The sequence below is a fragment of the Mucilaginibacter sp. P1_A3 genome (genome assembly GCF_056406855.1).
Map to the genome: position 1 here is coordinate 174,417 of NZ_JBFTZJ010000009.1, position 22,836 is coordinate 197,252.

At 41.9% G+C, this 22,836-nt stretch carries 19 protein-coding genes; 14 read left to right on the forward strand and 5 right to left on the reverse strand.

The window, feature by feature from the left end; translation table 11 throughout:
* Positions 1–10 precede the first annotated feature (10 nt).
* The 3 genes from AC1D0K_RS20160 to AC1D0K_RS20170 are packed head-to-tail and all read left to right on the forward strand — an operon-like array spanning position 11 to position 4,647.
* Entirely contained in the window at positions 11–3,190 is a 3,180-nt protein-coding gene (locus tag AC1D0K_RS20160; protein WP_477391323.1) for an efflux RND transporter permease subunit, read from the forward strand.
* Between the two features lie 13 nt (positions 3,191–3,203).
* Positions 3,204–4,292, forward strand: a complete 1,089-nt coding sequence (locus AC1D0K_RS20165) for an efflux RND transporter periplasmic adaptor subunit (protein WP_477391322.1) — start codon at positions 3,204–3,206, stop codon at positions 4,290–4,292.
* Positions 4,293–4,341: 49 nt separating this feature from the next.
* Complete coding sequence (locus AC1D0K_RS20170; protein WP_477391321.1) at positions 4,342–4,647, forward strand: hypothetical protein; 306 nt, start codon at positions 4,342–4,344, stop codon at positions 4,645–4,647.
* An 87-nt stretch (positions 4,648–4,734) separates the two neighbouring features.
* On the opposite strand, the gene AC1D0K_RS20175 is transcribed toward AC1D0K_RS20170, so the two are convergent.
* Complete coding sequence (locus AC1D0K_RS20175; RefSeq protein WP_477391320.1) at positions 4,735–5,385, reverse strand: HD domain-containing protein; 651 nt, start codon at positions 5,383–5,385, stop codon at positions 4,735–4,737.
* Between the two features lie 68 nt (positions 5,386–5,453).
* On the reverse strand, positions 5,454–6,311 hold the full coding sequence (locus tag AC1D0K_RS20180; RefSeq protein WP_477391319.1) for an AraC family transcriptional regulator: 858 nt from the start codon (positions 6,309–6,311) through the stop codon (positions 5,454–5,456).
* A 201-nt stretch (positions 6,312–6,512) separates the two neighbouring features.
* Here AC1D0K_RS20180 and AC1D0K_RS20185 point away from each other — a divergent pair, with 201 nt between their 5' ends.
* The 6 genes from AC1D0K_RS20185 (at position 6,513) to AC1D0K_RS20210 (ending at position 13,920) form a co-directional block, all read left to right on the forward strand.
* Positions 6,513–7,208: a LytR/AlgR family response regulator transcription factor gene (locus tag AC1D0K_RS20185; RefSeq protein WP_295716774.1), complete on the forward strand. Its 696-nt coding sequence runs from the start codon at positions 6,513–6,515 to the stop codon at positions 7,206–7,208.
* 208 nt (positions 7,209–7,416) lie between these two features.
* Positions 7,417–9,510, forward strand: coding sequence for an ATP-binding protein (locus AC1D0K_RS20190; RefSeq protein ID WP_477391318.1), 2,094 nt, complete (start codon positions 7,417–7,419; stop codon positions 9,508–9,510).
* 334 nt (positions 9,511–9,844) lie between these two features.
* Complete coding sequence (locus AC1D0K_RS20195; protein ID WP_477391317.1) at positions 9,845–10,609, forward strand: alpha/beta fold hydrolase; 765 nt, start codon at positions 9,845–9,847, stop codon at positions 10,607–10,609.
* Positions 10,610–10,660: 51 nt separating this feature from the next.
* Complete coding sequence (locus tag AC1D0K_RS20200) at positions 10,661–10,957, forward strand: OsmC family protein (RefSeq protein WP_477391316.1); 297 nt, start codon at positions 10,661–10,663, stop codon at positions 10,955–10,957.
* 142 nt (positions 10,958–11,099) lie between these two features.
* Complete coding sequence (locus AC1D0K_RS20205) at positions 11,100–11,594, forward strand: hypothetical protein (RefSeq protein ID WP_477391315.1); 495 nt, start codon at positions 11,100–11,102, stop codon at positions 11,592–11,594.
* Between the two features lie 379 nt (positions 11,595–11,973).
* Positions 11,974–13,920, forward strand: coding sequence for a M1 family metallopeptidase (locus tag AC1D0K_RS20210; protein WP_477391314.1), 1,947 nt, complete (start codon positions 11,974–11,976; stop codon positions 13,918–13,920).
* A gap of 71 nt (positions 13,921–13,991) precedes the next feature.
* Here the strand turns inward: AC1D0K_RS20210 and AC1D0K_RS20215 are convergent, their stop codons facing one another.
* Entirely contained in the window at positions 13,992–14,336 is a 345-nt protein-coding gene (locus AC1D0K_RS20215; protein WP_477391313.1) for a DHCW motif cupin fold protein, read from the reverse strand.
* Between the two features lie 173 nt (positions 14,337–14,509).
* On the opposite strand from AC1D0K_RS20215, the gene AC1D0K_RS20220 reads away from it, so the two are divergent.
* Positions 14,510–18,778 (forward strand): hybrid sensor histidine kinase/response regulator, encoded by a 4,269-nt coding sequence (locus AC1D0K_RS20220; RefSeq protein ID WP_477391312.1) that lies wholly within the window; start codon positions 14,510–14,512, stop codon positions 18,776–18,778.
* Positions 18,779–18,818: 40 nt separating this feature from the next.
* On the opposite strand, the gene AC1D0K_RS20225 is transcribed toward AC1D0K_RS20220, so the two are convergent.
* Positions 18,819–20,048 (reverse strand): RNA polymerase sigma factor, encoded by a 1,230-nt coding sequence (locus tag AC1D0K_RS20225; RefSeq protein ID WP_477391311.1) that lies wholly within the window; start codon positions 20,046–20,048, stop codon positions 18,819–18,821.
* A 46-nt stretch (positions 20,049–20,094) separates the two neighbouring features.
* Positions 20,095–20,448, reverse strand: coding sequence for a YciI family protein (locus AC1D0K_RS20230; RefSeq protein WP_295720167.1), 354 nt, complete (start codon positions 20,446–20,448; stop codon positions 20,095–20,097).
* 189 nt (positions 20,449–20,637) lie between these two features.
* Between AC1D0K_RS20230 and AC1D0K_RS20235 the strand changes: the two genes are divergently transcribed.
* From AC1D0K_RS20235 to AC1D0K_RS20250, 4 genes are all read left to right on the forward strand, one after another.
* Complete coding sequence (locus AC1D0K_RS20235) at positions 20,638–21,114, forward strand: RNA polymerase sigma factor (protein WP_477391310.1); 477 nt, start codon at positions 20,638–20,640, stop codon at positions 21,112–21,114.
* Positions 21,098–21,706: a hypothetical protein gene (locus AC1D0K_RS20240; protein WP_477391309.1), complete on the forward strand. Its 609-nt coding sequence runs from the start codon at positions 21,098–21,100 to the stop codon at positions 21,704–21,706. Before AC1D0K_RS20235 ends, AC1D0K_RS20240 begins: the two co-directional genes overlap by 17 nt.
* 8 nt (positions 21,707–21,714) lie before the next feature.
* Positions 21,715–22,236 (forward strand): nuclear transport factor 2 family protein, encoded by a 522-nt coding sequence (locus AC1D0K_RS20245; protein ID WP_477391308.1) that lies wholly within the window; start codon positions 21,715–21,717, stop codon positions 22,234–22,236.
* A 113-nt stretch (positions 22,237–22,349) separates the two neighbouring features.
* Entirely contained in the window at positions 22,350–22,829 is a 480-nt protein-coding gene (locus AC1D0K_RS20250) for an OsmC family protein (RefSeq protein ID WP_477391307.1), read from the forward strand.
* Positions 22,830–22,836: the final 7 nt, after the last annotated feature.

Sequence of the window (22,836 nt, forward strand, 5' to 3'; positions counted from 1 at the left end):
AGCAACAGTTATGAACATGATTCAACTTTCATTAAGAAAACCTATAACGGTTATTGTCTTAATCATTGGTGTAGTATTGGCTGGCATTGTTGCCGCTACAGAAATCAACATTGATATTTTTCCTAATATCAATTTACCAACAATTTATGTTTCGCAGCCCTATGGCGGTATGTCGCCCCAGCAAATGGAGGGTTTTGTATCAACCAATTACCAAAACTTGTTTTTATACGTTAGCGGGATAAAATCTATTGAAACCAATAACATTGAGGGGCTAAGCCTTTTAAAACTAAGTTTTTACGATGGTACCAATATGGCGCAGGCCGCAGCAGAAGTAACCTCATTAACCAACAGGGCCTTTGCAGAAATGCCACCGGGAACGCCGCCGCCAATCATTATCCGTTTTGATGCGTCCACTTTGCCTGTTGGGCAGCTAACCATTAGTAGTTCTAAACGCAGCAATAACGAATTGCAGGATTTAGCAAGCTTATATGTAAGGCCAAATTTCTCAAAGATTCCCGGCTTAACATCACCGCCTCCTATTGGTGGTAACGCCAGAACGGTGGTTATTAAGGTAGATCCTGATCTGATGCGCAGCCACAACGTAACTGCCGACCAGATAACTGCCGCAGTAAAGGATAATAACCATATCTCTCCGGCCGGGACTGTTAATATTGGCCGTACTGCTTATCTAACGCCTTCCAACACAGTACTTAAAAATATTAAAGACTTTGAAAATATTCCCCTGCTTTACCAAAATGGCGCTACAATTTATTTAAAAGATGTAGCCAAAGTAGTGGATGGCGCGGATATTACCAGCGGATTCGCTTACATTAATGGCAAGCGGGCTATTTATATCCCGGTAATCAAAGCTTCCAGCGCCTCTACCTGGACGGTTGTACAGGATTTGAAAAAGGCTATCCCAAACATGCAAAGCCTTTTACCGGCAGATGTGAATTTAAAATTTGAGTTTGATGAATCTGTTTACGTGATCAACGCGGTAAAAAGTCTTGTCAGCGAGGGAGTAACCGGGGCTATTCTGGCCGGTTTAATGGTGCTTATCTTTTTGGGTGATCGCAGAAGCGCCTTTATCGTGATCGTCAATATCCCGCTTTCGGTTATTATCGGGACACTTGCGCTGAAATTATTTGGGCAGACGCTTAATATAATGACACTGAGCGGCCTGGCCCTGGCGATAGGGATTTTGGTGGATGAGTCTACCGTTACTATTGAAAATATACACCGGCACATGGAAATGGGCAAAAACAAGGCCCGCGCCATTGCCGATGCCTGTGAAGAAATCGCTTTGCCAAAACTGCTGATCTTGTTAAGCATCCTGGCGGTATTTGTGCCGGCTTTGTTCATGACCGGTGTACCCCAGGGAATGTTTTTGCCGCTATCAATGGCTGTCGGTTTTTCTATGATTGCCGCGTTCTTGCTATCCCAAACGCTTGTTCCGGTGTTATCTAACTGGATATTAAAAACACCCGATCATAAAATAGAGTTACCTGCCAGGGAGCAAAAGCCAACCAAATTTGACCGCTTCAAATCAGCTTGTGTGCGTATTGTGCAGTGGATGATGAAGCGAAACAAGTTGAGCGTTGCACTATATGTAGCTATTTCTGTTTTCATTATTGGCTTAAGCGTATCAATAATTGGTAAAGATATTTTGCCTAAGCTGGATAGCGGCCAGTTCCAGATCCGCATACGTGCACCGCAGGGTGCCCGGCTGGAGGAAACAGAAAAAACAATGCTGGAAGCACAGCAGGTATTATATCAAACGGTAGGCCGCAACAATGTGGCCATCATATCCGCTTTTGCAGGGCAACACCCGTCATCTTTCCCTACGCTGCCGGTTATCCTTTTTATGAGCGCCTCCAACGAAATTGTGATGCAGGTTAACCTCAGCGATAATTACAAGGTTAATATAAAAGATGTAAAGGAAAACCTGCGCAATGCACTCCACAAGGCAATGCCGCAAGTAACATTATCATTTGAGCCAATTGACCTGACAAGTAAAATCATGAGCCAGGGTTCATCTACCCCAGTAGAAATTGCCGTAATGGGCAAGGACATTGCCCAGGGCCAGCAATTTGCCGATTCGCTGATTGCTCAATTGAAACAGGTTCCTTTTTTAAGGGATGTTCAGCTCAAGCAACAACTAAACAGCCCCTCGATCCAAATCAATATTGATCGCGATAAAGTTAAGCAAATGGGCCTTGCGATGACAGATGTTAGCAATTGTATCACTGAGGCCACTTCATCAAGCCGGTTTACCGATAAAAATTTGTGGTTGGATCAAAAAAATGCTAACTCTTATGAAGTGCAGGTAGAAATACCTCAGGCAGATATAGGCAGCATGGATCAGCTGGCCGCGATTCCCATATTTAAAGGCAGGGCCAGGCCGGTGCTTGGCGATGTGTGCACCCTGAACCTGGCTCCAATTGTTGGCGAATATGATCGTAAGGGCGCTACAAGGTTCCTATCAATTGTGGCCAATATTTATAATAAAGATCTTGGTTCCGCTTCTGCAGCAGTAAATAAAATACTAAAGAACGCTGGTGCACCGCCACGCGGGATATCTGTAGAAGTAAGGGGATTGACTATCCTTCTTGATCAAACACTTGGTAGCCTGCAATCTGGCTTGCTTATCACCATCATTATTTTAATGTTGATGTTATCGGCCAATTACCAATCCTTCCCATTGGGTTTCACTGTAATAACTACCATCCCCGGCGTTTTGGTAGGTGCCTTGCTTATGTTGCTGGCTACGGGTTCAAGCCTTAACCTGCAATCCTATATGGGCATTATCATGTCTGTAGGGGTGTCAGTTTCAAATGCCATTTTATTGATCACCAATGCAGAGCAAATCAGGAAATCAGGCAAGGATGCGATGGAATCTGCCATCGAGGCCATGGAGTTGCGCCTGAGGCCTATTCTGATGACTACCATCGCCATGATTGCCGGAATGATCCCAATGGCTTCGGGCCTGGGCGAGGCCGGAGGGCAAACCGCACCGCTTGGCCGGGCTGTTATAGGAGGCCTTATCGCTTCCACCTTTGTATCCTTATTCATTTTGCCGGTAATCTTCTATTTAATCAGGCGTAACGCTCCGGTTCACCCGGTGTCATTGGATCCTGATGATCAGCAAAGTATTTACTATGATCCTAAAAAAGAATTGTCAAATAATTAAACAAACAAAACTCATGAAACCATATAATTTTATCATATGTGCATTGGCCGCCAGTATGTTGGCCGCCTGCCAAAGCAAACAAGCTCCTGTTACTCCTCCTGCAAATAAGCTACCCGTTTTTAGTTTGCAAAAGGGAACACTTCATACCACCATGAGCATACCCGGAGTGCTCCAACCTTATCAAACGGTTGATCTTTATGCCAAGGTAAATGGCTTTATAAAAACCATGACTGTAGATGTTGGCAGCGAGGTACACCAGGGCCAGTTACTGATGGTGCTTGATGCCCCGGAAATGACCGCCGCGCTTAAACAAACGCAAGAGGATCTGCACACGAAAGAAGCAATTTACCGTGGAAGCAAGGCCAATTATGACCGTTTGCTAAAAACTAGCAGAACCCCTGGAACTATATCACCAAACGACCTGGATATGGCGCATGCTAAAATGAGTGCCGATAGTTCATCACTGCTTGCCGCGAAATCGGCGTATCAATTGTCGGGAGATTTGAGGGGCTACCTTGAAGTAAGAGCACCCTTTGATGGGGTGATCAGTTCACGAAATGTTTATCCCGGCGCCTATGTTTCCCCATCAGATAAAAGCTCCAACAAGCCAATGCTTACTTTACAGCAGCAAACAAAACTGCGGCTGGTTGTTGATGTGCCCGAGGCTGCTACCAGCTATTTCTCTGATAAGGATACCGTTCATTTCACTGTTAAAACTTTACCGGGTAAGCAATTTGCAGCTGTTGTAAACCGTATGGCAGGAAGCATGAGCGACGAATTGAGGTCTGAGCAAATGCAGATGGATATCATCAATAAAGATAAGCTGTTGTTGCCCGGCATGTTTGCCCAGGTAACCCTGCAGCTAAGCAATGCACAAAAAACCTTCATTGTTCCGCAAAGTGCAGTGGCCGAAAATTCCCAGCGTGTATTTGTGATTAAGGTGGTTAACCACAAGGCCCAATGGGTGAATGTGCAAAAGGGGAGAGAAACTACCGATAGCCTGGAAGTTTACGGTAATTTAAAAATTGGGGATATACTTATTCATGATGCCACAGACGAAATAAGAAGCGGACAGGTAGTTAACGCAGATAACAACAGGTAAGGATAATAAAGCAAATCGCGGTTAAACAACAATATTATAATGTGGTCCCATGAATGAACGTCAAAACAGCAAGTCGCCCCATATTTTAAACGCATCGTCCAATCTTTTAGGTTTGTGTTTTGTAGTATTGACCTCGTTGAAATACCTGAAAGCTGCACAAAGAACCGTTATTGACGAAATAGTGATGGTTGCCATCATTTCTTTTATGCTCAGTTGCGTGCTTTCATTTCTTTCCATCAGGGGCAATATCAGGGAGGGAGGCAAATGGGAGAAAATGGCAGATGTTTTGTTTTTGGTTGGTATCCTGGTTGTTTTTGTCACAACCATACTGATCCTGTTTAATTTGATTGAGTAAGTTACAGATCAGTTTTATTAAAACGGCGCCCGGCGCGGATGGAAAAACTCTTTCCACCTGCGCCGGGCAATGCCGTTTATAGCATTATTATTCGCTCCAGGGAGAGTGCAGGATACAATCGCAGAAATTTTTACGATGAAAATTAGGGATCATGTAAGCGCAAACGTCCGCTTTAATATTTCCGAAGGTGGTATCCGTTTTGTGTTCAAAACCACCAAAAAAGGTGGGGATGATCCTGTTTTTAAAGTCGTCACGTGGGAAAATACTTATAATTTCTTCGCGGTTTTCCTTGCTCAGGTTTTCATAACCTTCGCCCATAACATCCAGGCCTACTCCCGAATACATAAGCGCTACTTCGGGCTCTTTGTATTCGGCAATGCCGATAGTAGTATGCAGCGCTATAGTATCCCATACCAGCTGTAATGCTTCTTTAGGTACGTTATGACTTTTCAGGAAATCCCGGGCTGCGTTAGCGCCATCTACTTCAAAACGTTTATCGGGGCTGCTGTAATGAGGCGTTAATCCCAGGTCATGAAATACCGAGCTGATATAAAGCAACTCCGCATCATACTTTAAATTGCGGCGCTTTCCGTTCAGGGATGAAAAAAGAAATACCCGCATGGAATGATTATAGATGAACGATGTGCCATGCTCCAGCAGTAACTCAGTGGCTTGTGTAGCCAGGGCACTATCAGGGATATTAATGCCGGCTATCGATGTAAATTTATTGACAGACATAATTTGTTGTATTTGTTTCAACAAATGTATTTCCTGGGATGCACCTGTGGAATGTCAGAACCGGTTAATCACATGCCAATATTTATGTGCCTTTTCCGGTAATCAGCAGGCGATGCCGAAACGTATTTTTTGAAGAAGTGGCTGAATTGCTCGGGCGTGGAAAAATTAAGCTGAAAGGCGATTTCTTTGATGGGGCTTGATGAAAATTGGAGAGATCGTTTTGCCTCCGCCAGTATCTGCCCATTTATCAGATCCTTGGCTCCGCTGCCACTGCAACGCTTGGAAAGTTCAGATAGTTTTCTTGCCGGGATCCCCAGCTGGCTGGCGTATTCACTTACCTCATGCGTTTTCTGGTATTGCGTGCTGATGAGCTCAATAAACTTACGGTAGAGCATCTTTTCCTGGTTATCATAGCCCTTGATGAGGGAAGCGTTGATGTTGGCAATTTTAATCATGATGATCTTGAGATAGGCCGCCAGTGCATCCGTTTTATTGATATAATTGCTTTTTAAGTATTCATGGCGCAAGGTTTTAAACAATGCGCAGATTTCTTTTTTATCCGGCCGGTTAAGCGGTAGTACCTGGTTTACTGCAGTATTATTAAACAGAACAGATTTACAGTTGTTGGCGCTGGCCGGAGATCTTTCCCAGAAATAGTCGCCAAAGCAAATTTCGTATCCGGTTATTTTACAATCCGGTTTAAAATAAATGACCTGGCCTTTTGATAATAAAAACAATTCATTGCCCAAAACAGGATAAGTCATTTCATCAATCTGCAACTCACCCTCACCATCCTCAACCAGGATTATACGGTTATAGATCAATCGGGATGCGGGCAATTGCGCATCAATTTTGCCCTGTAAATAATTGATTGCAAAAGCATCCGGCAGTTCTTCCTCTACAATTGCATTGGTTAAGTTTAGCATGGTACCGGTACAATTAAACATTTAAATCAATGCGTAAATTTAAAAGTTAATTATCCGGATACATCCAGTTAGCAAACAATTTACATTTTGCACACGCTTGCAAATAACCAATCAGCATATTTTTATAGATTGAATTACCAGGCTTCAATCCCTGTAACATTAAAAAATTGAATTATCTTAGCTATAAAATAGCTCCTGCCCATGACTTGTTTAATCATCGATGATAATCCGATAGCGCGCGCCACACTTAGCCAGCTGGCAAGCCAGATTGCCGATCTTGACGTAATTGCTGAGTATAGTAATGCTATAGAAGCCTATAATCATTTACAGGAAGATGATGTTGACTTTTTATTCCTGGATATTGAAATGCCCGAAATGACCGGCATCGAGCTAACAAGAAATCTTAAAAACAAAGATTTGCTGATCATTTTTACAACATCCAAAAAAGACTACGCTGTAGAGGCTTTTGAATTGAATGTAGCTGATTATCTTATTAAACCGGTTACCCCGGGCAGGTTTTTGCAAGCCGTGGATAAAGCCAGGGAAATACTGGAAAGTAAAAAAGAAGAGGTTAGGGTATCGGTAGATGAATTTATTTTTGTGCGGGATTCTACCACAATTCGCAGGTTAAAGCTGGAAGATATCTTATACGCAGAAGCCATGGGAGACTATGTGAAATTTTACACCCCGCAAAAAATGTACGCCATTCATGGTACCATGAAATCGGCCGAAGAGAAATTGCCTCCTTCAAAATTTGTGAGGGTACATCGGTCATATATCGTTGCCATAGGCAAAATTGATACATTGCAAGACGGCGGATTGGTAATAGACGGTAAATTTCTGCCGATTGCCGATGCCTACCGCAAGGCATTAACCAACCGGATGAACATATTTTAACAACGATGAATTTGGCCAATTTAACGATGCAATAACCTTGTTAAACGAATGGTATGGTTAAAATTGATTTCATGCATTGATATTTGTCCATCAATAACGTTCAGCATCTTTTGTAATGGCTAACAAAAATTTTATATATCTTATTCTCGGCTCTTTTTTAATAGGTACAGTTTTATTAATTGTACTCCATTTTAATTTTCTCCAGAGCATGAGATCCATGCGGGATGGTAACCGGCATTTGCTTAAAGAGCTGCGGTTAAGTAACCACCTGCGTGAAGTTGACCGCGATATTTTAGGTGTGGAGAGCAGGATAAGAGCAGCCATCGCTACCGGCGATACCTCGCACCTGCAAGGAATAGATGCCAAAATTAATGCCGTAAAAGTATTTCTCGATTCCCTCAAGTCAAATGATCGTGACGCCGCGGCACAAAAACGTTTTAACAGGCTTAACACGCTGGCGCAGGAAAAGATAAAAATAAAAGACCGGTTGCTGAGCCGGTATTTTAAAACGGGGAATATGCAGGATACCAGTTTTATCGCTAACCCCCGCGCCAGGCGAATATCTGACGAGATTACCACCATTGTAGGTAAAGTTTATGATGACCGGCAAACACTGATGGTAAACCTGAGCAATAAAATTGCCAGCGAATCGCGCAAGGCCCGTATTTATGGTAATCTGCTGATGGCTTTTATGTTAATTAGCGGTGGCTTGTTAACCTGGTTTATTATAGCACAATTTCGTTTGCAGGCCCGGTTAATTTTTAAACTGGATAAATCCGAAAAAACCGCGCTGGAGGCACTTCAGATAAAGGAAAATTTCCTGGCTAATATGAGTCACGAGATTCGTACACCTTTAAATTCGATACTTGGTTTTACCAATTTATTAAAAAGGCGTAACCTGGATGCAGACTCCGGCGAATTTGTAGGGTCAATTCAAAGTGCAGGTGAAAATTTGCTCACAATCATTAATGATATTCTCGATTTATCGAAAATTGAAGCAGGAATGATGCGTATTGTTAATGCGCCCTTTAGCGTCAGCGGCCTTTTACAATCTTTAGAAACCTTATTCCAGGAAAAAATAAAACAAAAGGGACTGATTTTTAATAGCGAAATTGACAGTAAAGTTCCGGATACGCTTGTTGGCGATGCCACAAGGTTGACCCAGATCCTGGTCAACCTGATCGGGAACGCGCTTAAATTTAGTGACAAAGGAAAAATCAAGGTGTATGTTTACTGTAAAGAGGTTGATGGCAAAAATTTGAAGTTAGGCTTCCAGGTTTCTGATAACGGAATTGGCATTGACAAAGAAAAATTAGTCACCATCTTTGAACGTTTTAACCAGGCCGAAGATTCCATTACAAGGAATTACGGCGGTACGGGGTTAGGGCTCTCCATTGTAAAAACGCTGGTGCTATTACAACACGGAAATATCAGTGTAAGCAGTATCCCAGGCAACGGAACTACGTTTGATTTTTATATTCCTTACACTTTTGCCGATGAACAGCTAACCGATATAAATCACCACGCAGACAATTTAATAGCAAAAACCAATCAGCCATTAAAAATACTGGTGGTTGATGATAATGCTATGAATCAAAGCCTGATGAAGCATTTGTTAACCGAATGGAAAACATCTTTTGATATTGTCGGCAACGGTATTGAAGCAATCAACCGCTTAAAAGTAGATACTTATGATCTGGTACTGATGGATATACAGATGCCTCAAATGGATGGCTATACGGCAACCCGCCACATTCGCTCCGATTTGAAGTTAACTGTTCCTATCATTGCGATGACGGCACATGCTATGGCCGGCGAGCGTGAAAAATGCATTAGCAATGGCATGAACGAGTATATTCCAAAACCCATTCATGAAGAGGATCTCTTTAAACTTATAGCGAAGCTTTTACCTTCCAAAATTTCAAATGAGGATCATAGTACGCAAACAGGCCCGGCGGAATATAAGTTTATTGATCTTACTTATATGAGATCAATAAGCAAAGGTAATTTAGCGTATGAAAAAATAGTTACCTCGCAATTTATTGAAACTATCCCGGGTGACTTGTCTTGCTTAAAGGATGCGTTGGATCAACTTGATTATTCGCGTATTAACCATATTGCACATAACATGAAAACCAGCGTTGCTATCATGGGGCTTTTGCCCCGGTTAGAAAACCTGCTGGATAGTTTAGAAGCCGCGAATGCCGAAACCTCCAATATCGTTTCGCTTATTAATGAATTAACTGAGGTTTGTAAACCAGCACTCAGTGAGGCTGCTGATCACCTTTTATCAGTCAGTTAAAAGTTTAAAGGCACGGAAAATTAGTCGGTTTTTTAACTCAGCCGGGCTAATAGAATGTATGATTTTTCACCGTAAAGCAGCCCAATCCCCGGCTGCTTTCTTATTTTTTTTCGCCCCCTGTAATTAGTTATCTGCCAGATTTTGCTGATTCAATTAGCCGCATGATCGTAGCAAAAGCTTTCAAATACTTTATAAAGCACTTTAACGACTGGATTTGCCTGTTCATCGAATTGAACATGGGTACGGCCTTAAACGGAGCTAATTTTATATCATAAAAAAACAACCGGCATGCAACAGCATGTGGTTTAGGCACAAACTCAAAACGCTATAGATCATGAAAACATTAATCAAACTTAAATGGGCTTTCATAGCCATCTTTACACTCGCAACATTAAGTGTACAGGCTCAAACTACAACTATAAAAAACATTGTACTGGTGCATGGTGCATTTGTAGATGGATCTGGGTGGAAACCTGTTTATGATATCCTGGTGAAAAAGGGATATCATGTGAGTGTTGTTCAGCAGCCTTTAACTTCTTTTGAAGGAGATGTGGCGGCAGTAAAACGGGTATTGGATATGCAAAATGGTCCGGCTATTTTAGTAGGCCACAGTTATGGCGGTGCCATCATTACCGAAGCAGGCAATGATACACATGTTGCGGGCCTGGTGTATATAGCCGCACATGCGCCGGATAAAGGAGAAAGCGAAGGCGGAAACGGTAAACTCTTTCCTTCTGCCTATAAATCATTGCAGAAAGGCACAGATGGGTTTGATTATATAGATCCTTCCAAATTTCATGCAGACTTCGCAGCTGATCTTCCTGCAGCTATAGCAAATTTTGAAGGTAATGCACAAATGCCGACTGCAGATATAGTATTCCACGCCATTATTCAAAATCCCGCCTGGAAAACTAAACCAAGCTGGTATATGGTAGCACAATCTGACCGTATCATTAATCCCGATTTGGAACGCATGTATGCAAAACGGGCAAACAGCCATAAGGTAGAAATAGCGGGCGCCAGCCATTCTGTTTATGAATCGCACCCTAAAGAAGTTGCAAAACTGATTATAGCCGCAGCTACAAACGCTAAGAATTAATTCCTGATTCGAAAATTGGAAATATTTAAAAGCCAGAATAAAACTACCGAAATGAAATCAATCTATTCAATCAAAGCCACATCCACGGGAGGGAGAAACGGACATGTACACTCAGATTATAATTTAATTGATGCGGATGTGCGTTTACCCAAAGCGCTCGGCGGCAGCGACGATGAACATTTAACGCCCGAATTATTTTTTGCGGCCGGCTATGCTGCCTGTTTTGATAATGCCGTAATGCATATTCTCAGGCTGGAAAAAGTAAGGTCGGCCACACCGGTCGTAACGGCCAAAGTTGACCTGTTGCAGCTTGAATCTGGCTTCCTTGGGTTGGCTGTTGAATTGTAGGTGGAGATACCCGGTATGGAACATCAGTTTGTTGAGGGAATTGTAAATAAGGCGCACCAGATCTGCCCGTATTCGAATGCTACGCGCGGCAATATTGAAGTAAAGCTAATCGTAAAATAAAACCATTTTTAATAATCAGAACATGAAACGTTTATCAATAATAGTTATCCTGTTTATTTTGCCCGTTGCCTTTTTGGCAAGCTGTGAACAACCGGCCGGTGGTAATAAGGCATTGCAGGCCCGGGTAGATAGTCTTCAAAGCAAGCTGGATTCTGCCTATGTACCGGGTACCGGTGAAATTATGAATGGCATTGTGCAGCCGCACCATTATAAGCTGTGGCTTGCGGGACAGCAACAAAACTGGAAACTGGCAGAATATGAAAGACACCAATTATCGGGCGGTTTTAAAAGAATCCGGAAATACCACAAAAATACGCCGGAAGCTGCTGCGCTGGCGATGATCTACCCGGAAATGGACGCCCTTGAAAAAGCGATAAAGCAGAAAGATGCGGCGGCTTTTAAAAATCATTTTGCCTTGCTTACCAATACCTGTAATACCTGTCACCAGGCAACCAAATATGAATTCAATGTTATCACGGTTCCATCTGCCCCGAATTTTGATAATCAGCGTTTTTAACAATACCCCAAATTGAATAATACCCCCAATTGAATAATGTAATATGGAGGGGCCCGGATTTTTATGCCGGGCCCCCTTTTTATATTTTTTTACTTTCCCCAATTTAAAAGCATCACGCAAACGTTTGATAGCTGCCTCTTTTTAATCATTTATATTAATGATGTAAAGAAGAGCGCTGTTAACAACGTAAGATTGACCTCATCATCATTGCAATTAAGGCTTTCCTTACCTTTAAACTTTCCGCTTTAGCCTGGTTTAATGAAAATTAATCAAACGTTTGTGCTATCCCCAACCGGGGAATATTAAAGCCGAATATCTAATTTCAGAAACCGGTACTTACCAGGCTCCGCATATACCTGGAAGTGCATAATGAAATTAGATGAACATGATAAAAAAAAATAAAAAATTATGGCTGCTGGGAGTTTTATTGCTCCCCATTACTGCCTTTGGGCAAAGCAAATCGCTTTACGATCCTCTGCAGGTTTTTGATCACGGATTTTTTACCCACAACGGTAACGATATCCGTAACGCCAATGGCGCTCCCGGACCTAAATATTGGCAAAACCGTGCAGATTATGTTATTCACGCGGCGTTGATAGAAAAAGATACATCCATATCGGGCGATGTAAACATCACCTATACCAATAACAGTACAGATACACTGAATTATTTATGGCTGCAGCTTGATCAGAATTTGTTCAGATCAGACTCCAGGGGAGTAGCAACCACGTCTGTTAAGGGCGATAGATTTGATTCAAATGGTTTTAAAGGCGGATACCAGGTAACCACTACCACAGTTACCTATATGGGTAAAAGCTATACTATAAAGCCATCTATTACAGATACCCGCATGCAATTGCGTTTGCCTTTTGTGGTAAAACCTCATGGCGATAAAATAGGCATAAAGATAAATTATTCCTTTGCCATACCAGAACATGGTGCCGATAGAATGGGCAGGCAGCCTACCAAAAATGGCATTATTTATCAATTGGCGCAATGGTTCCCCCGGATGTGCGTTTACGATGATGTGATGGGATGGAACACCCTGCCTTATATGGGCACCGGCGAGTTTTATTGCGAGTATGGCAACGTTGATTATTTTATTACCACACCCGCCGATATGATTGTTGCCGCATCCGGAGATTTGCAAAACCCGCAACAGGTTTTAACCGCCGTTCAAATCAAACGTTTGGCCGATGCAGCAAAGAGCGATAGCACCATAAGTATCATCAAACAACAGGAATTGCTTACACCGGGTATAAGACCAAAGCAAACCGGCACACTAACCTGGCATTACAAAATGCAAAACACCCGCGATGTAGCCTGGTCTGTATCCAGGGCGTTTATATGGGATGCCGCAAGGGTTAATTATCCATCCGGGAAAAAAGGCTTAGCCATGGCTGTTTATCCTGCCGAAAGTGTAGGCGCTAATAAATACAACCGGGCAGCCCAGTATTTAAAACATAGCATGGAGTTTTACTCGCAAACTTATTTTGAATATCCATGGCATTCGGCAGTAGTGGTTGCTGGTGTGGCATTGGGTATGGAGTATCCCGGCATTGTATTTTGCAGCTATAGTATCAAAGATGATGACCTGTTTAGGGATGTTACCCACGAGATGGGTCACAATTGGTTCCCGATGATAGTAGGTAGCAACGAAAGGCGCTTTGCCTGGATGGATGAAGGCTTTGATACTTTTATCAATGGCTATGCGTGGTCGCATTTTAATAATGGCGAATATGCCGATAAGAGTAACCCGGCATTAGGCATTACTCCGCAAATGTTAAAAGGAAAAGATCCCTTGATGGTGGCTCCCGAAGTAAATAATGAAGGAGGGATGTACTATTACAAAACCGCGTTTGCCTTAAATTTATTACGCAATGTGGTTTTGGGCGCCGATAGATTTGACTATGCCTTTAACATCTACATTAAAAGATGGGCCTATAAACATCCTCAACCAGATGACTTTTTCAGAACGATGAATGACGCGGCCGGCGAAGATCTCGGATGGTTTTGGAAAGAATGGTTTTACACCAGCTGGAACCTTGACCAGGCCGTTACCGATATTAAGTACGATAAAAGTGGAGCGGCATCAGGAGCAATCATCACTATTGAAAACCTCAGGGAAATGGCCATGCCTGTTACTGTAAAGATCATTGAGCAAAACGGGCAAACGCAGGTAATTAAACTGCCTGTTGAAGTTTGGCAACGCGGCCCTAAATGGAGCTTTAAATGCAATACTACTTCAAAAATAGCAAAGGTTATTGTAGATCCTGATAACCTGCTGCCTGATGTGGACAGGAGTAATAACACTTTACGCGATTAAGATCTTTAAAATATCAACAAAATGCTGAGCCTCCAAAAATATTGGGGGCTTAGTTTTTTTATAACAAGTGGTTACGATAATCTCAAAAAATCACCATCAATAATCAACAGCTTTACACCCTTGTTTGATAAAGAGCGGTGCGAGCTCAACTCGTCGGATACTAAATAGGTCATTCCTTTTGTAAGTATTATTTTTTCGCCGTTTTCCTGTTCTGTGGTAAATTCTCCCTCCAGGCAGTGCACAATATGCCCTTTCCGGCACCAATGGTCGGCAAGGTATATGTCTGAATATTCCACTATCCTGATCCTTAAACCGGGCAATTGCAGCGTTTGCCAAAAAGCCATGCCCGTTTCTCCGTCATGCGCTATTTTATCAATTGTTGTCCAATCAATTGTAGTAAATGGTATATTGCTCATACCGTGGTGTTATATTTTGAACTTCAGTAAAATTATGATTTTGTTTTATGAATGCCAGCTTGTTAGCCCTCCATAAAATATTAACCTTTAATAAAAAGAAACGTATAAAACGTAACTCATGCTGCTGAGCGCTGCAATTGCTTTTAACTATTGTTGATCTATATCTTCAAAAAATGAATGGCTTAAAATATTTACTAATAATTTTTTTTACTGCCATATCTGCATCGTTATTTTCTCAAAACAGGCAGCTTCATTTTGAGCACCTGGAATCTGCAAACGGTCTTTCTGAAATTAACCCTAACTGCATTTTTCAGGATAGCCGGGGCTTTATCTGGATAGGCACAGGCGATGGACTTAATCGTTATGATGGCTATAAATTTAAGATCTACCGTAATGATCCAACCGACCCAACAACTATTACCAATAATTATATTGCTGATATTGCCGAGGATGATAACGGCAATCTTTGGATAGCAACATCCGAGGGCTTAAACAAATTAGATCGTAAAACAGATCGTTTTAAACGTTATGCGCACAATGGTAAGAACAACAAAAGCATATCTGAAGACAACGTAAGCAGGATAATTTATGCAGGTAATAATAAATTATGGCTCGGCACCTCAACTCAGGGCCTAAATTTATTTGATATCAAAACCGGAGAATCAATACATTTCAAAAATAAAAAAGGCAACCACAACAGCTTAAGCAGCAACCGGATAACCACCCTGTATAAAGATCGCCAAAATAACTTATGGATTGGCACTTTTGACCAGGGCCTTAATCTTTACCGACCTAAAAGCAACGATTTTATAAGTTTTAAACATAGCGACAGGGATGTAACTTCCATATCGGCAAACCGGGTAACCAGTATTTTGCGCGACCGGGATAATCATCTTTGGGTAGGCACTTTTGAGCATGGCCTAAATTTGTTTAATGATACCACCAGTACCTTTCGCCATTTTGTTAATGACCCTGCAAATGATAACTCGCTGGCAAATAATAGTATTCAAAGTATTGCCGAAGGTATTAGTCAAAGCATTTGGATAGGAACCGAAAATGGAGGTATCAGCATTTTTAATTACAGCAAGCAGCATTTTGCAACTTACAGGCATGATGATGTTGACAACAGCAGTATAACCAACAACTCTGCAGATGTAATTACTAAGGATAACATGGGCAATATGTGGATTGGGATGTTTGGCGGGGGAGTAAATTTTTTAAAAAGAAGTACTGCCAGCTTTGCTCATTTTAAACATACCTCTTCGGGCAGAAGCCTGTCAAATGATTTTGTGTTGTGTTTACTTGAAGATAAAAACCAGGACATTTGGATAGGCACCGATGGCGGGGGATTAAATATCCTTGATCGTAAAACAGGGTTATTTACATCATATCAACACAAAAATGCCGATAAAGCAAGCATATCCGGCAACTATGTGCTTGATGTGAAGCAGGATGACAGACAAAATCTATGGGTTGCCACCTGGGGAGATGGGTTGAATTATATGGACTTAAAAACCAGGAAATTTAAATCCTACAAACATAACCCGGCCGATGCATCAAGTATAGGTGCAAATGATGTTTATGAGGTTGCTATTGATAAAGAAAAAAAAGTATGGGCCGGTACTTTTGGCGGTGGTGTAAGTGTGTATCAGCCAGCCACCAATAATTTCATTACCTATAAAAATAACCCAAAAGATACAACGAGTTTAAGCAGTAACATCATCAATTCTATTTTTTGTGATAAAGCCGGGAATATCTGGATAGGTACCAATGATGCAGGGTTAAACCTGTATGATAAAAAAACAAATTCCTTTATCCGCTTCATGCACCAAAAAAGCGGGAATAGCATCAGCAATAATACGGTAGTTGATATTTATGAGGATCATGCCGGTAATTTATGGTTGTGTACTTTTGGTGGTTTAAACATGCTCAATCCTAAAACCAGGCGGTTTAAAGCCTTTACCACAAAGGATGGCATGTCAACAAATTTTACTTCCGCCACCCAGGAGGATAGTAAAAATGACTTATGGATTAGTACCAGCAAGGGGCTGGTGCTTTATGATCCTTATCATAAAACTTTTAAAAACTTTACTATTGAAGATGGCCTGCAGGGCGATGTATTTAAACCGCATGCAGCATTAAAAGATCATTTGGGTAACATTTACTTTGGAGGATTGAATGGCTTTAACAGGTTTAACCCCGATATGATAAAGGGGGGAACCAATGAACCCATATTAAGATTAACCGATTTTGAATTATTTAACAAATCGGTACCGGTAAGCAAAGGGGGCAATGATCCTTCGCCATTAAAGCAGGAAATTTCAGAAACAAAATCCATCACACTCAAATATAACCAGTCCATCATATCATTTGAGTTTGTATCCTTAAGTTTTATATCGGCCAATAAGCAGGATTATGCTTACATATTAGAAAACTTTGATAAAACCTGGAACTATGTGGGCAGCAAAAACACGGCTGTTTACACCAACGTGCCGCCCGGTAATTATGTGTTTAAAGTTAAATGCAAAGATAATTCTGGTAATTGGTCGGCCAAACAGCTAAGTCTTGAATTAATAATCGTTCCGCCATTTTGGGATACCTGGTGGTTTAAAACAATAGCCGGGTTAGCTATTGCAGGAATAGCCTGGGGAATATATCGCTATAGGATAAGCAGCATCATTAAACAAAAGCGAAAGCTGGAGAAGGAAGTAGAAGAGCGTACCCACGAAGTGCTGCAACAATCAGAAGAGTTAAAATCGCAATCAGAAAATCTGCAGGCTTTGAATGAGGAATTGCAGGCCCAATCAGAAGAACTGATGGATCAGCGGGAGCAGGAGCAGCAAGCCAGGCAGGAGGCCGACCGTGCCAACCAGGCCAAAAGTGTTTTCCTGGCCATCATGAGCCATGAGATCCGTACCCCTATGAACGGGGTTATAGGTATGGCTTCGCTGCTGATGGAAACCGAATTGAACGAAGAGCAAAAGGAGTTTGCAGAAACCATTGTAACCTGTGGCGATAACCTTGTTAATGTAATCAATGATATCCTGGATTTTTCCAAAATAGAATCGGGCAGTATGGATCTGGAGCATGATGATTTTGATCTGAGGCAGAGTGTTGAGGAGGTGATGGATCTTTTCTCCAAACGAAGCTCCGAGCGGAATCTTGACTTGATATACCAGATAGATTATGCGCTGCCTGTACAAATTGTAGGTGATAGTCTGCGTGTTAAACAGGTATTGATCAACCTGGTTAATAACGCCATAAAGTTTACCCAACAGGGTGAGGTGTTTGTTGATATTTTCCTGATGAAGGATCTTGGCCATGACGAGATTGAGATCGGGTTTAGTGTTAGGGACACCGGCATTGGCATTCCCGAAAATAAGATTCAGAATCTTTTCCAGGCATTTTCGCAGGTTGATTCATCAACAACGCGCAAATATGGCGGTACTGGTTTAGGGCTCATCATAAGCGAGCGCCTTGTAAAACTAATGGGAGGCGAAATTGGAGTGGAAAGCATTTATGGACAAGGCTCTGTTTTCAAGTTCAGCATTAAAGCAAACCGGAGTAAGATACCATCAACATACCATTTATATCCCTCAAACCTGGCCCAGGTTGAAGGCAAAAAAGTACTGCTGGTTGATGATAATGATACTAATTTACTCATCCTCAAAAATCAGTTGCAGCAATGGAAACTGGAACCAATACTTGCCACATCTGTAAAACAGGCGCTTGGGATTTTAAAACAGGATAAAAGTATATCACTTGTTATAACCGATATGCAAATGCCGAATGATGATGGTGTGAGCATGGCTAAAGCCATTAATAAAAGTGCAAAACCATTGCCGGTAATTATGCTAAGCTCCATTGGGGATGAAACCAGGAAAAAGTTCCCGAAACTTTTTTCGGCTATCCTCACTAAGCCCGTTAAGCAAAATAATTTGTGGAAGAGCATAAACGCCGCCCTGACAAACCAGAAGGACGAATCGCCGGTTAAAGATGAGCAAAAGGTTTTACTGCAAAATGGTTTCGCTTTGCAGCACCCCTTGCAAATATTGGTAGCCGAGGATAACCTTATTAACCAAAAGTTAGTTGAGCGCGTGCTGAATAAATTGGGTTACACCATAGATATGGTGAACAATGGCTACGAGGTACTTGAAAAAATAACCGAAAAGCAGTACGATGTGGTGTTAATGGATGTACAGATGCCCGAACTCGATGGCCTTGAAGCAACTAAATTTATCCGTAACCAGGCTGGTTTGAAACAACCCTACATAGCCGCTATGACAGCCAATGCCTTATCTGAAGATAAAGAAGCCTGCCTAAGTGTAGGCATGAACGATTATATATCAAAACCCATGCGGATTGATGAGCTGATAGAGCTGTTGAAACGGGCAGATGCGGCGAAGGTGGAGAGTGACAAAGGCATAAGGGTAAAGGATTAGAGCCTGGAAACGGGAAGCATTCGATAAGGGTTTATCTTTTTTACCCCAATTGTTCAATGTCTTTAACGATCCTGTTTTTTTCGCTGGCGGTTTTGGTAAGTTTTAGTGCGGTTTGCAAATGGTTTAGAGCTATTTGTTTATTCACATCTGTATAAAGGTGCCCCAGTAAAACATGATATAAATGATTATCGGTGAGCTTTAGCTTCTCGGCTTCAATAATGGCCTCTTGTTTGCCACGGGCCTTATATAAGGCATAGGTACGGTTTAAGGCTGCAGCAGGTGAGTAGGTAATTTGTAGCAGGCGGTTATAAAGTTGTAAAATGCCTTCCCATTTTTGGGTAGTATCATCCTTAACTGTATGCCAGTAAGCTATTGCGGCTTCTAAATGGTATTTGTTTATTTGGTCGCCTTTTGATGCAAGGTTGAGGTAGTGTTTGCCTTTTTCAATCAGTTCTTCATTCCAAAGATTGGTATCCTGGTCATCATAGCGGATCATTTCGCCCTGCTCATCTGTTCGGGCGTCAAAGCGCGATGAGTGGAAACACATGAGCGCCATCAAAGCGTTTGCTTCGGGCAGGTTGGTAGCCTCGTTTTCTATAAGTAAATAGGTAAGGCGCATAGCTTCCAGGCAAAGATCCTTGCGTAGCGTGGTATCCTGGCTGGTGGAATAGTACCCTTCGTTAAACAATAAATACAAGGTTGTTAAAACACTTTGTATTCTTGCACCTATCCCGGCCAAGGCTGGAAATTCAATTTTAACCTTTTGTTCCCGCAGTTTTTCCTTCGCTCTAAATAAACGCTTGTTAATAGTTGCCCTGTTTGATAAAAATGCATCGGCAATTTCATCTATCCCAAAACCGCAAAGGATGCGTAAGGCTAGGCCAATCTGTGCTTCGGGAGGCAATACGGGCTGGCAAATGGCAAACATCAGCTGCAGCTGGCTGTCCCTGATGTGCTTATCAGAAAGATCAATTTCAAAATCTATATAATCCTCCTGCTCGGATTGAAGTATAGGGGTGATTTTTTGGTTAAAGATCTTGTTTCGCCGTAAATGGTCCTTGGCCCTGTTGCGGGCTACGGCATAAAGCCAGCCTACCGGGTTATCGGGTAAGCCCTTGAGTCCCCAGGTTTCGGCGGCACTCAAAAAAGTTTCGCTGGCAATATCCTCGGCTATCTCCGGGTATTCAAAACCAAAATGCTTGTACAGCACCGATACTATTTTTCGGTATTCGGTGCGGAATAGATGGGGCAGCAGCTCTGTTTTGTTCATCACAATAAAAATGCCACCTCCTGCAACAGAAGGTGGCTCAATTATTTTACATATTCATCGGTACAATCTGGCGTACTTCTACATTGCCACCAACGCGCAGAATTGGGCAGCCTTTTGATATTTCTGTAGCCTCTTCCAAGGAATCAGCCCTGATGATGGAATAACCGCCTATCAATTCCTTAATTTCAACATAAGGGCCATTGGTAACTACTTCGCCCGGCCTTACAACAGAACCGGTACCACCATACAGGCGGTTTCCATTGCTAACCAGTTTGTTTTGCGCTGCAATGCCGCCCAGCCAGTCCATCCATTGTTTCATGGTATTTTGCATTTGCTCTGGCGAAGGCGCTTCTGCACCTGGTGTTTCAACTTGTCTGAAAATCAATAAGAACTCGTTCATGATGTGTTAAATTTAGTGATTAAAACCATAAGACGATTGGTTTTTGCCGAATAGGACAATGCCTGTAAAAAAATATTAAAGCATGCAATTGCCGGTTCAAGTTACATCAAATTTGCAATTGATAAATCTTTTGATTTAAATGTAGCATTTTAAAAAAGCCTGTATCTAAACGGGCATAAGCAACAGTGTATGTCGTTCGAGGAAATCTACGATACTTATTATAATAAAATATTCCGTGTATGTATGGGGTACATGAACGATCATGAGCGGGCCCGGGATGTTACGCAGGAAACTTTTATTGTGGTATGGCAAAAGCTGGGGCAGTTTCGTAACGAATCGGCTATTGGTACCTGGATCTTCCGGATTGCATCAAACTATTGCCTCCGCCAACTGGAAAAACAAAACCGGATGCCCTTTAGCGAAATGCCTGTTGACCTGGAAGATAAACCACCACCTGATACCGAAAGCCAGGTACAGCTGCTGTACAAATGCATAGCCGAACTGCCAGAGATCGACCGCATTATTATTTCGCTGGAGCTGGAAGATATCAAGCAAGCCGAAATAGCCAGCATTACGGGGCTCTCAGAAACCAATATCAGGGTAAAAGTTTACAGAATTAAGGAAAAACTATCTCAAAAATTCAAAAAATATGAGCAGCAATATTGATTTTAAGGCCCTTTGGCAGCAGCAGCCCTACGCTGCAAAGCCCGATATAAATTCGGTGATCAGCAAAGCGATGGATTTGAAGCGCAAAACCAGGAGTAAATTAATATGGAGTAACCTTACGTTGGCGGTAATCAGTATTATCGTAATTATGGTTGGCATTAATTTAAATACCCATGTACTTACCACCAAAGCAGGTATCATCCTGATCATTTTTCCCATTATTTCTTTTGCTTTAATAAATAGTGGTTTGTACCTCAATATGTTTAAAAGTCACCCGGATGCTGATACATTCACTTATTTGGCCGAATTGGTTGCTATACAAAAGAAGCAACGTTTTATTCAAACCAAGGTGCTGGACCTATACTTTTTGTTTTTGGGTGCAGGGCTGTTATTGTATATGATAGAATTTGTTAAAAAGATAGGTGTTTTATGGGGAAGCGTGGCTTACATATGTCCGTTTGCAGCATTAGTATTTGTTTATTTTTATATAAGCCCAAAGGAATTTAGAAGGCAACAAGTCGAAATGAATGCGACTATAGAAAAATTACAGGCTATTAATGATCAGTTGGTGACAACTAAGGGAATGGAATAGTTTTAAACATGATAATCGATATAGATGCTAATTGTGGGCATGGGTTTGAAACAAATTCAATAGCTTTACATCTAAATACCATGGAAGGTCAAAAAATAACTCAGGCAATAGCAACTTTATTTAAAGGGATTGATGACCGTGATTGGCCGTTGGGGTTAAGCGTATTGGCAAAAGATGTTTTTCTGGATTATTCGTCAATGAACAATACAGAGCCATCTGTATATAATCATGAACAGGTAATTCATGCCTGGGAATCCTTTTTGACTGGATTTGACAGAACCGAACACCAGCTTTCGGAATTTAAAGTGCAGCTTCATGACAAGGAGGCCGATGTGTTTTATGTTGGCAAAGCCGATCATTTTATTGGCGATGAAGTTTGGACAACCATTGGCACCTACAACACCAAACTGGAGAAACAAAACGGTAAATGGTTAATTGTTTATCATCAAATAAACCATGACAGGCAAAGTGGTAATACCAGCCTGGCAAAGCTGGCTCATCAAAATATATTAGCAAGGCGTAATAAGTAGTAATTTATCAGCTGTGATCTGTTAAAATGCCCTGATACTGGTCAGCATTACGCCGCGGTATCTTTTAAAATGACCAACCTTTTAGTTTACCGGTTTAATTGAAATATCAGCCCATGAAACATCATCACTATAAAGCTACTATCAACTGGACGGGTAACACGGGTGAAGGAACAAAAGATTATCGCTCTTACGAGCGTAGTCATACCATTAGCAGCACGGGTAAGAAGGATATTTTAGGCTCATCAGACCCTGCTTTCAGGGGAGATAAATCCCGCTATAGCCCCGAGGATCTGTTGCTTTCATCCGTATCTGCCTGCCATATGTTGTGGTACCTGCATCTTTGCACTACAGCCGGTATAGTAGTTACAGCTTATGAAGATAGGGCAGAAGGCACCATGGCAGAAACCAACGATGGCGGCGGTTATTTTACCCGGGTAATACTAAAGCCCTTGATTACGCTGAAGGATGCTGCTATGCAAGCCAAAGCGGATGAGCTGCATCATGAGGCTAATAAACTGTGCTTTATTGCCAACTCGGTAAAGTTTGAGATTTTGCATGAGGCAGAGTATAGGGTGGAAGATGACTTGTCCTGACGTAGTT

Excerpts from the sequence above, each read along its gene's own strand:
- AC1D0K_RS20160 (WP_477391323.1), top strand. The coding sequence starts at position 11 with ATGAACATGATTCAACTTTCATTAAGAAAACCTATAACGGTTATTGTC.
- AC1D0K_RS20165 (WP_477391322.1), top strand. The coding sequence starts at position 3,204 with ATGAAACCATATAATTTTATCATATGTGCATTGGCCGCCAGTATGTTG.
- AC1D0K_RS20170 (WP_477391321.1), top strand. The coding sequence starts at position 4,342 with ATGAATGAACGTCAAAACAGCAAGTCGCCCCATATTTTAAACGCATCG.
- AC1D0K_RS20175 (WP_477391320.1), bottom strand. The coding sequence starts at position 5,385 with ATGTCTGTCAATAAATTTACATCGATAGCCGGCATTAATATCCCTGAT.
- AC1D0K_RS20180 (WP_477391319.1), bottom strand. The coding sequence starts at position 6,311 with ATGCTAAACTTAACCAATGCAATTGTAGAGGAAGAACTGCCGGATGCT.
- AC1D0K_RS20185 (WP_295716774.1), top strand. The coding sequence starts at position 6,513 with ATGACTTGTTTAATCATCGATGATAATCCGATAGCGCGCGCCACACTT.
- AC1D0K_RS20190 (WP_477391318.1), top strand. The coding sequence starts at position 7,417 with ATGAGATCCATGCGGGATGGTAACCGGCATTTGCTTAAAGAGCTGCGG.
- AC1D0K_RS20195 (WP_477391317.1), top strand. The coding sequence starts at position 9,845 with ATGAAAACATTAATCAAACTTAAATGGGCTTTCATAGCCATCTTTACA.
- AC1D0K_RS20200 (WP_477391316.1), top strand. The coding sequence starts at position 10,661 with ATGAAATCAATCTATTCAATCAAAGCCACATCCACGGGAGGGAGAAAC.
- AC1D0K_RS20205 (WP_477391315.1), top strand. The coding sequence starts at position 11,100 with ATGAAACGTTTATCAATAATAGTTATCCTGTTTATTTTGCCCGTTGCC.
- AC1D0K_RS20210 (WP_477391314.1), top strand. The coding sequence starts at position 11,974 with ATGAACATGATAAAAAAAAATAAAAAATTATGGCTGCTGGGAGTTTTA.
- AC1D0K_RS20215 (WP_477391313.1), bottom strand. The coding sequence starts at position 14,336 with ATGAGCAATATACCATTTACTACAATTGATTGGACAACAATTGATAAA.
- AC1D0K_RS20220 (WP_477391312.1), top strand. The coding sequence starts at position 14,510 with ATGAATGGCTTAAAATATTTACTAATAATTTTTTTTACTGCCATATCT.
- AC1D0K_RS20225 (WP_477391311.1), bottom strand. The coding sequence starts at position 20,048 with ATGAACAAAACAGAGCTGCTGCCCCATCTATTCCGCACCGAATACCGA.
- AC1D0K_RS20230 (WP_295720167.1), bottom strand. The coding sequence starts at position 20,448 with ATGAACGAGTTCTTATTGATTTTCAGACAAGTTGAAACACCAGGTGCA.
- AC1D0K_RS20235 (WP_477391310.1), top strand. The coding sequence starts at position 20,638 with ATGTCGTTCGAGGAAATCTACGATACTTATTATAATAAAATATTCCGT.
- AC1D0K_RS20240 (WP_477391309.1), top strand. The coding sequence starts at position 21,098 with ATGAGCAGCAATATTGATTTTAAGGCCCTTTGGCAGCAGCAGCCCTAC.
- AC1D0K_RS20245 (WP_477391308.1), top strand. The coding sequence starts at position 21,715 with ATGATAATCGATATAGATGCTAATTGTGGGCATGGGTTTGAAACAAAT.
- AC1D0K_RS20250 (WP_477391307.1), top strand. The coding sequence starts at position 22,350 with ATGAAACATCATCACTATAAAGCTACTATCAACTGGACGGGTAACACG.